The sequence below is a fragment of the Porphyromonas somerae genome (assembly GCF_022845615.1).
In the GTDB taxonomy this organism is placed as follows: domain Bacteria; phylum Bacteroidota; class Bacteroidia; order Bacteroidales; family Porphyromonadaceae; genus Porphyromonas_A; species Porphyromonas_A somerae.
Genome location: NZ_AP025559.1, coordinates 935394 through 948882, shown reverse-complemented (window position 1 = coordinate 948882; position 13489 = coordinate 935394). Strand labels below are relative to the sequence as shown.

Sequence of the window (13489 nt, the reverse complement as noted above, 5' to 3'; positions counted from 1 at the left end):
CCCCTCCGACATGGGGGCAATCTATGATCACCACCAAATTTATATGGTTAAAAAGTGTTATTTCGACCTATGCTCGTTTTGCGTCATAATCAGAATAGAATTTGGTCCTTCTCGTGGCGATTGTAAAGGCAACCGTAAGTAGCTTGTTTTTGATGTTGTTCATAATGAGCAAATGTGGCTTGCCTTTGCTCTTCAGCTTTTTCTTGTAGTCTATGAACTTCGAGTTGAATCTGCTCGCAGAGAGTGCCGCCATATGTAAAAGACTTGCAAAATAAGGGTCGGCAAACCAACTCCTATGATTGCCATTTTGGACGGATGTACCTGACTGATTCGGGTGTGGAGAGACCCCTAAAAAGCAGGCAAGTTGCTTGGGGTTATCGAACCTTGTAAACCCTCGAGTAACAACGATCAAAAGAAGGCTTGTGATCTTCCCGATACCTGGTATGCTCAGTAGGCATTTATGGATCTCATTAAGCTCCTCATTGGCTTTGATGATTTCCACCATTTTAGCCTCAATAGCTTTGATTTCTTTCTTCAGAAACCTCTCCTGCTTCTCTAAGCGTTGGATCATGAACTTTAGCGTCTCATCATTGGGTTCTGACTTAAGAATATGCTTATACTCTTTTATCTGACACTTCAATCGCGCTCTTTCTCTCACCTGTCCATATCGGTATGAATAAAGTCTCTCTAAGCTCTCCATATCCTTAGATAGGGGCTTATAGAGCCTAATCTGATCGCGAAAGCGATAGAAGTAGTAAGCGATCTTTTCTGCGTCTATCTTATCGGTCTTGTCGCGAACAATCTTGCCACTACCACATTTGATCGAATAAGCATTTTGTAAGGAGCAATCAATCCCCAGCACATAAAGCTGTTTAGGCAGCGTGATGCTATAGTTACCTGTATCTTCTCCACCTACGAGAACAGAGGAATAGTCGCCAGACAATGCACAAGTCTTATTCAGCCATTTTACAAATCGCTTACAACCTGGCACATCGTTTTTGAACTGCTCATTACCAATGATCTTTGGATCAATAGAGCTCTCTTCAGATACCTTGAGGATAGCTGCGTCAAATGTTTCTTTTGAGAAATCAATTCCCACAAATAATTTTTTATTCATAACTTTGTACATGTAGTGATTAGATAGCCATTAGTCGAACGATAGCTGTTTGTACTCAAGCTGTAAATAGGAGTGAAATCCTAACAATCTATATAGTATCCAACAGCGTGATTAGGTGTCCTTACTGCCCCCAATAGGTTCTATGACCTCGCTACGGTATTAAGGTTTCTCACCTAATCGACTAATGGCTATCTTTCTACAACAAAGATACGACATTAGTCTCGCTATTAGACTATTTTTACTGGCTATTTCATCTTTGATATACCCTTTATCTACGTATTTGAATTTAACTTTTTTTGTTTGATTTTGGCGGGCTCGATAAACTCGCCCGGGCTACCTGCAAACTTACAGCTACGACAAATCGGATCTCCTCGGAGACCCTTGTAGTGGGGAGGGTGGTGGAGTTTATTTTTTTTGAGTGGTGTGGTATTTGTAGGTGGTATCAACTTTTTTTGGTACCTTTAAGCATTGGAAGTTTTTAGGACTTATGAAATTAAGTGTTTTTTAGGAGAACTCTCTATGAATGCTCTAGATACTATTGATAGCCAATTGAAAGCTAAATTGTTTAAGGTGTTGAAGCAGTTTTTTGGCTTTGATGCCTTTAAGGACTTGCAATTTGAAATCATCAGCAGTGTATTGGGGGGGCAAGACACCTTTGTCTTGATGCCCACTGGTGGTGGAAAGTCGCTCTGCTATCAATTGCCTGCTCTAGTATTAGAGGGGACGGCTATTATCATCTCTCCATTGATTGCCTTGATGAAAAATCAGGTAGATGCATTGCGTGCCAATGCAAGTGATGAGAGGATTGTGCATTTTATGAATTCCTCTCTCTCTAAAGCTCAGTTAGAGCAGGTGCATGATGACCTGAGAAGTGGGGTGACGAAGATGCTTTATGTGGCACCTGAGAGCCTGACAAAGAAAGAAAATGTAGATCTGCTGCATGAGATTAACGTCTCATTTTATGCCGTAGATGAGGCACACTGTATTTCGGAGTGGGGGCATGACTTCCGCCCAGAGTATCGAAGGATACGAGAGGTGGTGGAAGAGATTATGGTGCGTCCGATTATCGCTCTTACCGCTACTGCCACGCCTGTGGTGCAGGAGGATATCATTAAGTGCTTGGAGATGAAGCAGCCCAATATCTTTATGAGCTCTTTTAACCGTCCCAATCTGTACTATGAGGTACGGAAAAAGGATGAGGATATTGATAAGGATATCATTAAGTTTATTAAAGCACATGAGGGTAAGACCGGCATCGTTTACTGTATGAGCCGGCGTAAGGTAGAGCTATTTGCAGAGGTGCTGAAAACGAATGGCATCAAGGCGATGGCTTACCATGCGGGTATGGAGAGTGGGGTGCGTGCAGAGGCACAAGACTCCTTTATCAGTGAGGATATTGATGTGATTGTAGCTACCATCGCATTTGGCATGGGGATTGACAAGCCAGATGTGCGATATGTGATCCACTATGATATCCCGAAAAGCTTGGAGAGCTACTATCAGGAGACGGGAAGGGCGGGGAGAGATGGAGGCGAAGGAATTTGCATTGCATACTACTGCGATGAGGATATTCAGAAGCTCCGAAAGCTCTTACAGAGCAAAAACAAAAGTAATAATGAGCGTGAGGTGGGTCGCCAGCTACTTGATGAGATCACTGGCTATGCGACCTCTCCGATATGTCGAAGAAAGTATATACTACATTATTTCGGTGAAAAGTATCATTTTGATAATTGTCATAACTGCGATAATTGTTTGAGTCATAGAAAATCTGTGGAAGCAAAAAATGAATTACGATCTATTCTTCAGGCAATTAAGAGCTTGAAGGAGGAATTTAAGACAGAGTATATTATCAACTTTGTAATGGGTGTGGATAGTGCCGATATTGAGAACTTTTGCCACACCGAATTAGAAGAGTTTGGCTGCTGTAGTGATATGGAGGTGGAGGTGGTTGAAACGATCCTACAGCAAGCTCTGATTGATGGTTATATTGAGAAGGATGTAGAGCGTTTTGGCGTGGTGGAGCTCACCAAAAAGGGGAAAACCTTTATCAAGAGCCCAAAATCTTTCCAGATACATATAGAGGATGATGATGACTTAGAGATCCCCACAGAGGAGAGTGCTACTGGAGGCGCAGGAGTGGCTGATCCACAGTTATTCTCAATTCTAAAAGACCTGAGAAAGAAAATGGCGAAGCAGTTGGACCTGCCTCCCTATGTGATTTTTCAGGAATCGAGCCTACAGGATATGGCTACCTTTTATCCTATCAATGAAATGGAGCTCCAGAATATTTCGGGGGTAGGACTGAGTAAGGCAAAGAAGTATGGCAAGCCATTTTTGGAGGTCATTAGTGAGTATGTACATGATAATGAAATAGACCGCCCTGAAGATATCCGTATTCGTACGGTGCCTAATAAGTCGAAGCTAAAGGTCTCTATCGTGCAGATGATCGACCGAAAGGTATCCCTAGAGGATATTGCCAATACTTACAATCTCGACTTTCCCGAATTGCTCAGTGAGCTGGAGGCAATCGTATATAGCGGCACGAAAATCAATATCAACTACTTTATTAGTGATGTAATGGAGGAGGAGGCTATTGATGAGATCTTTGACTATTTCAAGCACTCAGTGACGGATGATATTGAGACGGCTATGAGTGAATTGGGAGTATATGAAGAGGAGGAGATAAGGCTGATTAGAGTGAAGTTTATTTCGGAGATGGCGAACTAAGTTATATGAAAGGAAATAGGGTAATTGGGGCGCTGGTGGGGACTTTATTGCTAGCCCAAGTCTCTTGTACGAAAAGTAAGCAGATTGATTCGCTTGACGGCTTGGTTACTTGGGAGGCTGTAGAGGCATCGACTGAGTATATTGACCCTTACGTGCTTGAAGAGTGGGAAGGCGATGATGCCATGCCATCGTGTAAAGTAGATATAAAAATGTCGTATCCGACTTTTTCGGATAATAACTATACCGAGATACGAGACAGCTTGGTGAAGTCTATAGCGCAGCGAATTTATCCGGCTCCTTTGGAAGACTTTTCAAAAGAGGGAGTAAAGGCTCATCTCGAAAAGTATGTGGAAGAGCAGGTGGGAGATTATAAGCTCGACTTAGAGCAGGCTAAAAAGCTCAACTTTGATGTCGGCTCCTACAGCGTTTTCAGCCGAGAGTATGAGTATAGCGATAGTATTACTTATTCGGAGCATGGTATTTTGTCTTTGATTTCGAAGACAATTGAATACTCAGGTGGCGCACATGCCAATCAGTTCGCTTCTACCCTTAATTATAATCTAAATGATAAGGCGTTAATTACTGTTTCGTCGCTATTCAAGGAGCCTAATGATGAGGATTTGCTCGACTTGTTATTTAATGCTTTGATGCACTCTTTTGAGGTGGAAACACGTGAAGAACTTGAGTATAAGGGAGTCTTCAATTATCATGCCTTAGAAGTGACCAATAATCTCTATTTTGATAAGGATGGCATTACGTTTTACTACAATCCATACGAATTGGCTACTTACTCAACTGGTCCGATAGAGTTGCATCTATCTTACGACGAATTGGCCCCTTACTTTACTAATGAATACAAGAGACTTGGAAAGCATGGCGAGTGAAATAAGGGAGGTAATTGGAAGGTATTTCCCCAATCTTTCGGAGAAGCAGTGGGAGCAGCTGGAGGCGCTTCCAGCACTTTATAAGGAATGGAACGAAAAGATCAATGTGATCTCACGGAAGGATATTGATAATCTAGTGGTTAATCATATTCTGCACTCTATGAGTATCGGTTTGTATACCGATTTCAAGCCGATGACCGCTATTCTAGACGTAGGTACGGGGGGCGGTTTGCCTGGAATTCCTTTGGCTATCCTGTTCCCCGAATGCCAATTTACGCTTATTGATAGCATCGGCAAGAAAGTGAAAGTGGCAACAAGTATCAAAGAGGCGATAGGGCTAGGGAATGCTTTGGTGCTACAATCGAGGGCTGAAGATATAGGAGCTGGGTTCTTTGATTTTATCGTCAGTCGTGCAACGATGCCTATGAAGAATCTAGTTCGTATTGGAGAGGATATCATTGATACGAGTGACCAATCTAATACCTTGAGAAATGGGGTGATTGCGCTCAAAGGCGGTGATCTTACGGAGGAGCTAAAGCCATTTCGCAAGTCGATTAAGGAGGTGGAACTGAGTACTTATTTGCCAGATTTGCCTTTTTTTGAGACGAAGAAGATAGTTTATTACCCTGTTAGATAATCTCTATTATGCTACAATATAAGCGGTTTACGGTGAATATGGTACAGGTCAATTCCTACCTTCTATGGGATGAGACCAATATTGCTTGTATCATTGACCCTGGCTTTTCGAATGAAGCGGAGTGCCAAATGCTCTCCAACTTTATGGAACAACACCAGTTGCAACTGGAGCGGTCGTTGGCGACGCACTTGCACTTCGACCATGTGCTAGGGGCAAGGTTTATAGAGGAGCACTTCGGGATTGAAACGGAAGCGACTTCGCTCGAGATTTCGCGTCTCCCTTCTATTGAGCAGCAATTAGTGGCCTTTGGTATTCCTGCCGAGGAAGGTAGTTTTTCTTTTACTCCAAAGCCGTTGAAGGGCTCTGTGCACTTCGGTAATACGACGCTGGAGGTGCTGAAGACCCCTGGACACTCGCCAGGGCATGTGACTTTTTACGACTCCACTAGTGGGGTAATGCTCTGCGGTGATGTGCTATTTAAGAATGGAATGGGGCGCTATGACTTATGGGGTGGAGATTATGGCACGTTGATGAACTCAATAGACCAATTACTGCAATTACCAGAGGAGACGGTGGTGCTATCGGGGCATGGTCCGGAGACAACGATTAAGGCAGAAAGAGCTAATTATTGAACACAACAATAAGAGGCCTAAATCTGTTATATAACTGATGACAAACAACACTTTACAAGATAAAAACAAATGCGTATGAACACCAATGATTTTACAATTCGTCACGTGGGGGTAACCAACCACGATGATGAGCAGAAGATGCTGAAGAGCATCGGGGTAGAGAGCATTGATAAGCTCTTAGACAAAGTTTATCCTGCAAATATTAGGCTCAAAGAGGAGCTGGACCTACCTGAGCCTATGACGGAGCGGGAACTGATAGAGCATATCAATGAACTCGGACAGAAAAATAAGGTATTTACCTCGTATATCGGTATGGGATGGTATGATACCTATACACCAGCTGTTATCCAGCGTAATGTGCTTGAGAATCCAGGGTATTACACCTCTTATACTCCTTATCAGGCAGAGGTTTCTCAAGGTCGCCTTGAGGCTCTATTTAACTTCCAGACCGTGATTACGGAGCTTACAGGCCTTCCTCTAACCAATTGCTCGCTACTAGATGAAGCTACTTCTGGTGCGGAGGCAGCCTCTATGTTGTTGAATATTAGAAGTAGAAAGCGTAAAAATGCTAATAAGCTATTTATTGCCGATGATCTATTCCTTTCTACAAAGGGTGTGATCCGTACTCGTGCAGCCCGCTGGAATGTTGAGGTAGTAGAGGGTAAGGCTTCTGACTTTGACTTCGCAGAGGACTACTTTGGTGCTATCGTACAATATACTAATGACCACGGTGAGATAAAGGACTATAAGGAGTTTATCGCAAAAGCTAAGGAGAAGGAGATTAAGGTGGCTGTGGCTGCAGACCTTATGTCGCTCGTGCTGCTCACTCCTCCAGGTGAGATTGGCGCGGACATTGTCTTTGGCTCAGCTCAGAGGTTTGGAGTGCCTATGTACTTCGGAGGTCCTTCTGCTGGGTATTTGGCTTCTACCGATGAGTACAAGCGCGTAATTCCAGGGCGTATTGTAGGTATCTCTAAGGATCCTAATGGAAAGAATGTTTTCCGCCTAGCACTACAGACGCGTGAGCAGCATATCAAGCGTGAAAGAGCCACCTCAAATATCTGTACAGCACAGGCTTTGCTCGCCACGATGAGTTCTTTCTATGCTGTGTATCATGGCCCTGAAGGCCTTAAGGATATAGCTGGCCGAATCCATACTTATGCTGTAGTACTCAGTAAAACGCTAACTAAAATGGGCTATACTCAGTCCAACAAGCAATTCTTTGATACCCTTTATATCACTGGGTTGAGCAAAGATGAGCAAAGCAAGATTAGGGAGATCGCTCTTGATTGCCAAGTGAACTTCAGGTACTATGAGGATGGGGCGATTGGTATTAGTGTAGATGAGACAACACTGCTATCCGACCTTGGTACTCTATACTATATTTTTGCTACTGCTAAGGGTATTGAGGTGCCTACACCTGAGTTACCAAATGAGTACATTCAAGTGGAGGATCAGTTCCGTAGAGCAAGCGACTTCCTACAGTTTGAGGTATTCCAAAAGTACCATACTGAGACGGAGCTGATGCGCTACATTAAGCGGCTAGAGAAGAGGGATATTTCTCTAGCACAGAGTATGATCTCTTTGGGCTCTTGTACTATGAAGCTCAATGCTGCTGCAGAGCTCTTTATCCTCTCTAATCCTCAATTTGCCTTTATCCACCCTTATGCTCCTGCAGATCAGACGGAAGGATATATTGAGATGCTAGATAATACAGCAAGTCTACTAGGAACCATTACTGGTCTACCAGGGGTGTCGTTTATGCCAAATTCTGGTGCGGCTGGTGAGTACTCAGGTATTCGTGTCATCACTGAGTATCTCAAGGCTCAGGGAGAGACTCAGCGTGACCTTATCATACTGCCAGCCTCAGCACACGGTACCAACCCTGCAACAGCATCATTGGCAGGTTATGAGATTATCATTGCCGATACGGATGCCGATGGTAATATTGATGTAGATGACTTCGTGAAGAAGGCTACGGATAATAAAGACCGCTTGGCTGCAACTATGATTACCTATCCTAGTACCCACGGTATCTTTGAGGCAGAGATACGCAAGCTGATAGATACGGTACATGAGTGTGGTGCTCTGGTATATATGGACGGTGCCAATATGAATGCACAGGTCGGTTATACCAATCCTGGATTTATGGGAGCTGATGTATGCCACCTCAATCTGCATAAAACCTTTGCTATACCTCACGGAGGTGGCGGCCCAGGCGAGGGCCCAATATGCGTTACTGAGAAGCTAAAGCCTTATTTGCCAAGCCACGCTGTAGCTTATGGGCACGACTTTATCCCTGTAGCTGCTGCTCCATTTGGTAGTGCTGCAATTGTAGGAATTACCTATGCCTACATCCGTATGCTAGGTCGTGAGGGTCTAAAGCGTGCAACTAGCACAGCAATCCTCAATGCCAACTATATGGCGTCTAGGCTGAAGGATACTTATGGTATTACCTATAGTGGACATACTGGATATGTAGGTCACGAGCTGATTCTAGAGTGCCGCAAGGTGAAGGAGATGAGCGGTATTGACGAAAATGACATCGCTAAGCGTCTGATGGACTTTAACTACCATGCACCTACGCTATCATTCCCAGTTCACGGTACACTGATGATTGAGCCTACCGAGAGTGAGTCGCTTGCTGAGCTAGATCGCTTTATCAGTGTACTTGAAACGATTTGGGATGAAATCCAAGAAGTGGCTAATGGTACTGCCGATAAGGAGGATAACGTTCTGAAGAATGCTCCTCACCCACTATACGAGGTGGCTGGTGATAATTGGACCCATCCATATTCACGTGAAAAAGCTGCCTTTGCACTACCATATCTAAAGGAGGATAAGTATTGGACTAATGTGGGAAGAGCAGATAATGGATTTGGTGACCGCAACCTTGTTGCTACCTATTCATGCTGTGAGTTTTAGTCCGTATCTTTGGACGTAATAACTATACTGATATTTAGGGGCAAGGCAGAAATGCTTTGCCCCTAAATTTGTTTATGCATTTTATTGAGCCCCAAACATTAGGCAATACAAGCTGAATTGAGTAACTTTGCACAATAATTGTAGGGGAGTGTGATTTTGTTTTTTCGGATCTAATAAATGATATGGAGTACAAGTTTACAGAGATAGAAAATAAGTGGCAACAGTATTGGAAGGAGCACGAGATATACAAGGTGACTGAGGAGGCCTCTAAACCTAAGTTTTATATCTTGGATATGTTTCCTTATCCCTCTGGAGCTGGATTACATGTGGGACATCCACTCGGGTATATTGCCAGTGACATCCTAAGTCGATATATGCGACATAAGGGATATAATGTACTCCACCCTATGGGTTACGACGCCTTTGGCTTGCCAGCTGAGCAGTATGCTATTCAGACAGGGCAACACCCAGAAAAGACGACTCAAATTAATAGCAAGAGGTATCGTGAGCAACTTGATAGCATCGGCTTTAGCTATGATTGGAGTAGGGAGGTGATGACTTGCGATCCAAAGTTTTATAAGTGGACTCAATGGGCATTCATTGAAATGTTTGAAAGCTACTATGATAATGTCGCTGAAAAAGCCCAACCAATCACAGAGCTGATCAAGCACTTTGAGCAATGTGGTACGGAGGGGCTTGATGTGGCATGTAGCGAAGAGCTGAGTTTTACTTCAGATGAATGGCGTTCTAAGAGTGAAATCGAACAGCAAGAGGTGCTGATGAACTATCGTATCGCCTATCAAGGTGAAACGATGGTGAATTGGTGTGCTGGTCTTGGAACGGTACTTGCCAATGACGAGGTAAGCGAAGGCCTTTCGGTACGTGGTGGCTTTCCCGTAGAGCAAAAGCTGATGAAGCAATGGCAATTGCGCGTATCGGCTTATGCCAATAGATTACTTGAGGGGCTGAACAAACTGGAATGGAGCAACTCTCTGAAGGAGACTCAAAGGAATTGGATTGGCAAGTCTTCAGGAGCGTTGGTGCAATTCCAGCTCCAAGATTGCTCGGAGGCTATCACAGTATTCACCACACGACCTGATACACTTTTTGGTGTGACCTTTATGGTATTGGCTCCTGAGAGTGAATTGGTAAGTAAGGTGACCACTCCTGAACAGGCTGAGCAGGTACAGGAATACCTGGATAGGACCAAGAAGCGTACTGAGAGAGAAAGAATGATTGACCACTCTGTGAGCGGTGTCTTCAGTGGAGGGTATGCGATTCACCCAGTCACTAAGTCTCCTATCCCAATTTGGATAAGCGACTATGTACTGGCGGGTTATGGTACTGGTGCGGTGATGGCGGTGCCAGGCCACGATACAAGAGACTTTGCTTTTGCTAAGCACTTTGAGCTACCAATTATCCCTGTAGTGAAGCCTAAAGGGGTTGAAATTGCCGAGGATCCTAATGAGTGGGAGGAGGCTGTAGATAGTCAAGAAGGGGTGATGATTAACTCCGACTTTCTTAATGGCTTAAAGGTGAAAGAAGCGATCTATAAGATGATCGACTTCTTACAGGCACAGAAGATAGGATGCCGTAAGGTTAACTATCGATTACGTGATGCTATATTTTCACGTCAGAGATATTGGGGCGAGCCTTTCCCTATCTACTATAAAGAGGGGATGCCCTATGCTTTGGACAAGAGCAAGCTACCTTTAATCTTGCCTGAGGTTGATAAGTTTTTACCTACAGATAGTGGTGAGCCACCACTCGGTAGAGCCAAGAATTGGACTACAGAAGAGGGGTATCCGCTTGAGCTAAGCACTATGCCTGGCTTTGCAGGAAGCTCGGCATACTACCTCCGATATATGGACCCGCACAATGATACTGCTCTTGTTTCTAAGGATAAAAATGAATATTGGAGGGAGGTAGATATCTATTTTGGTGGTTCCGAACACGCTACAGGTCACTTGATCTACAGCCGCTTTTGGAATATGTTCCTTTACGACTTAGGCTATGTCTGCGAGGAAGAGCCCTTTAAGAAGTTGGTAAATCAGGGAATGATCCAAGGACGCTCTAATTACGTTTACCGTATTAAAGGAAGCAATCAATATGTGAGCTTGAATAAAAAGGGGCAGTACGATGTACAGCCTATTCATGTGGATATCCATATTGTGCACAATGACCGCCTTGATATCGAAGCGTTCAGAAAGTCAAAGCCTGAATTTGCAGATGCAGAGTTTATCCTTGAGGATGATGGCACTTACATTTGCGGATTTGCCGTGGAGAAGATGAGTAAGTCGTACCTCAATGTGGTCAACCCCGATGATATTATTAGAGAATATGGGGCGGATACACTAAGGGTATACGAAATGTTTTTGGGGCCTTTGGACCAATCCAAGCCTTGGGATACCAATGGTATTGACGGCGTCTTCAGATTTCTACGTCGTACCTATGCACTACTCTTTGATTCCAGTGACCAGCTCTCAATTTCTGATGATAAGCCAACTTCAAAGGAGTTGAAGGTGCTACATACTTGTATTATGAAGGTAAATCAAGGGCTTCAAAGCTACTCTTTCAACACCTGCGTAAGTGCCTTTATGATATGCATCAATGACCTCACTGCTCTTAAATGCAATAACCGTAAGATATTGGAGGAGTTCACTGTGCTATTAGCACCATTTGCTCCGCACTTAGCGGAGGAGATGTGGCATCTGCTAGGCCATAATGAGAGTATTGTAGATGCTCCATATCCAGTACACAACGATGCTTATCTTAAGGAGAGTGAGATACAGTACCCGATCTCTTTCAACGGCAAGGTGCGTTTTCAGCTCACTCTTTCAGCAGAGATGAGCAAAGAACAAATTGAGGAGGAGGTACGCCAGTCTCCTGAGCTAGAAAAATACTTAGACGGCAAGGCGATCGCGCGCATCATTGTGGTGCCTGGCCGAATAGTCAATATTGTTACCAGTAAATAAATTAACTTTCATATCATAATAAGAACATGCAGTCGAAAAAAGCTTGGTCCTTAATCAAAGATTATGTATTCATCACATTAGGATTACTGATCTATCTAGTTTCCTATTTTTGCTTTATCTATTACCACAAGATTACAAGTGGAGGTCTTGCTGGTATCGCATCAGTGATTAGCTGGGGTTTTGACATTCCCTTCTCTGTCCCTTACAACGCCATTAACTTTACACTACTATTAGTGGCTATCAAGGTACTTGGATGGCGCTTTAGCCTTAAAACTGTTTACAGCGTCGCTTTCCTAGGCCTTTCTACCACATCTATTGAGCAGTATATCCTACCTGCATATCATGATATGATCCCATTGCAAGATAATCCTGCTTTGGCGATGATTATTGGTTCAATAATGATCGGTATTAGCTTAGGAATTGTCTTCTCCATGAACGGATCTACTGGAGGTACAGATATTGTGGCGGCCATTATCAATAAGTATAGACAGGTCTCTATCGGTAGAGCACTGATTTACATTGATGTGATTACCATCACTGCCAGCTGGTTTATCTTCAAGAGCCCTGATAAATTGGTCTTCAGTATGCTACAAGTATTGATCACCAATTCCTCCGTTGATTATTACCTTAATGGGTCACGACAGAGTATGCAGTTCTTCATTATTACGAGGAAACATCAAGAGATGGCCAATGCTATTCTCAAGGGTGTTAATAGAGGGGTAACCTTCTTAAATGGTGAAGGAGCCTACTCACACCAGGAAGTTAAAGTATTGATGGTGATTGCTAAAAAGACTGAGAGCATCAATATTTTTAGAATCGTAAAGGATGTAGACCCCAATGCCTTCATCACTCAGACACTCGTTAGAGGTGTGTATGGTCAAGGATTTGATGTGATCAAAGTGAATAATAAGAAGAAGATTCAGACACAGGCTCCAGATGGAGTGGCATTAAAAGAGTCTGAAATGGAGACTGTTAATCATCCAAGTGAGCTCAAAGGATGAAGCTGTTATTTGCTACTCATAACCCACATAAAGCCCAGGAGATAAGAGATATATTCTTATCTTCTGGCTCTGCTTTAGAAATTACCTCGCTCGTAGAGTTGGGGGATATGGAGGAGATAGTCGAGTCGGGTGATACTTTGGTTGAAAATGCTTTAATCAAAGCACGAGAAGGCTATGCACGTCACGGCTTAGACTGCTTTGCCGATGATACAGGGCTAGAGGTAGAGGCCTTAAATGGCCGACCTGGAGTTTACTCAGCAAGGTATGCTGGTCTAGAGTGCAGAGCGGAGGATAACATCCAAAAGTTGCTAGGCGAACTGCAAGGTATTCAAAATCGTAGTGCTCGCTTTCGCACGGTGGTCGCCCTTATCTTGGATGGCAAAGAGCACCTCTTTGAAGGAGTTGTCAATGGTCAAATTATTGATCATAAAACAGGTGCAGAGGGGTTCGGATATGATCCTATTTTCCAGCCAAATGGCTATTCAATTACCTTTGGAGAGATGAGCGAGTCCGAGAAAAACAAGATCAGCCATAGGGGAATGGCCATCCAGAAGCTGATAGCTTTTCTTAAAAATCAAGAGGGTTAATTCA

9 protein-coding genes are annotated in these 13489 nt (G+C 43.6%); 8 read left to right on the top strand and 1 reads right to left on the bottom strand.

Features of this window, described 5'->3' with window-relative positions:
- Positions 1-67: 67 nt before the first annotated feature.
- Entirely contained in the window at positions 68-1117 is a 1050-nt protein-coding gene (locus MWL85_RS03980) for an IS110 family RNA-guided transposase (RefSeq protein ID WP_244400173.1), read from the bottom strand.
- Between the two features lie 519 nt (positions 1118-1636).
- Here MWL85_RS03980 and recQ point away from each other — a divergent pair.
- From recQ to rdgB, 8 genes are all read left to right on the top strand, one after another.
- A complete protein-coding gene (gene recQ / locus MWL85_RS03975) occupies positions 1637-3844 on the top strand; it encodes a DNA helicase RecQ (protein WP_018028211.1) in 2208 nt (735 codons plus the stop codon).
- 5 nt (positions 3845-3849) lie between these two features.
- Positions 3850-4728, top strand: coding sequence for a DUF3298 and DUF4163 domain-containing protein (locus MWL85_RS03970; RefSeq protein WP_244401507.1), 879 nt, complete (start codon positions 3850-3852; stop codon positions 4726-4728).
- The gene (gene rsmG, locus MWL85_RS03965) at positions 4694-5365 is read left to right on the top strand and encodes a 16S rRNA (guanine(527)-N(7))-methyltransferase RsmG (protein ID WP_244401506.1); all 672 of its coding nucleotides are present in this window, start codon (positions 4694-4696) and stop codon (positions 5363-5365) included. Before MWL85_RS03970 ends, rsmG begins: the two co-directional genes overlap by 35 nt.
- 8 nt (positions 5366-5373) lie before the next feature.
- The gene (locus MWL85_RS03960) at positions 5374-5997 is read left to right on the top strand and encodes an MBL fold metallo-hydrolase (protein ID WP_244401505.1); all 624 of its coding nucleotides are present in this window, start codon (positions 5374-5376) and stop codon (positions 5995-5997) included.
- Positions 5998-6072: 75 nt separating this feature from the next.
- A complete protein-coding gene (gcvP, locus tag MWL85_RS03955) occupies positions 6073-8922 on the top strand; it encodes an aminomethyl-transferring glycine dehydrogenase (RefSeq protein WP_244401504.1) in 2850 nt (949 codons plus the stop codon).
- 182 nt (positions 8923-9104) lie between these two features.
- The gene (leuS, locus tag MWL85_RS03950; protein WP_244401503.1) at positions 9105-11897 is read left to right on the top strand and encodes a leucine--tRNA ligase; all 2793 of its coding nucleotides are present in this window, start codon (positions 9105-9107) and stop codon (positions 11895-11897) included.
- 26 nt (positions 11898-11923) lie between these two features.
- On the top strand, positions 11924-12898 hold the full coding sequence (locus tag MWL85_RS03945; protein ID WP_244401502.1) for a YitT family protein: 975 nt from the start codon (positions 11924-11926) through the stop codon (positions 12896-12898).
- On the top strand, positions 12895-13485 hold the full coding sequence (gene rdgB, locus MWL85_RS03940) for an RdgB/HAM1 family non-canonical purine NTP pyrophosphatase (protein WP_244401501.1): 591 nt from the start codon (positions 12895-12897) through the stop codon (positions 13483-13485). The genes MWL85_RS03945 and rdgB overlap by 4 nt, the downstream gene beginning before the upstream one ends.
- Positions 13486-13489: the final 4 nt, after the last annotated feature.

Excerpts from the sequence above, each read along its gene's own strand:
- MWL85_RS03980 (WP_244400173.1), bottom strand. The coding sequence starts at position 1,117 with ATGAATAAAAAATTATTTGTGGGAATTGATTTCTCAAAAGAAACATTT.
- recQ (WP_018028211.1), top strand. The coding sequence starts at position 1,637 with ATGAATGCTCTAGATACTATTGATAGCCAATTGAAAGCTAAATTGTTT.
- MWL85_RS03970 (WP_244401507.1), top strand. The coding sequence starts at position 3,850 with ATGAAAGGAAATAGGGTAATTGGGGCGCTGGTGGGGACTTTATTGCTA.
- rsmG (WP_244401506.1), top strand. The coding sequence starts at position 4,694 with ATGAATACAAGAGACTTGGAAAGCATGGCGAGTGAAATAAGGGAGGTA.
- MWL85_RS03960 (WP_244401505.1), top strand. The coding sequence starts at position 5,374 with ATGCTACAATATAAGCGGTTTACGGTGAATATGGTACAGGTCAATTCC.
- gcvP (WP_244401504.1), top strand. The coding sequence starts at position 6,073 with ATGAACACCAATGATTTTACAATTCGTCACGTGGGGGTAACCAACCAC.
- leuS (WP_244401503.1), top strand. The coding sequence starts at position 9,105 with ATGGAGTACAAGTTTACAGAGATAGAAAATAAGTGGCAACAGTATTGG.
- MWL85_RS03945 (WP_244401502.1), top strand. The coding sequence starts at position 11,924 with ATGCAGTCGAAAAAAGCTTGGTCCTTAATCAAAGATTATGTATTCATC.
- rdgB (WP_244401501.1), top strand. The coding sequence starts at position 12,895 with ATGAAGCTGTTATTTGCTACTCATAACCCACATAAAGCCCAGGAGATA.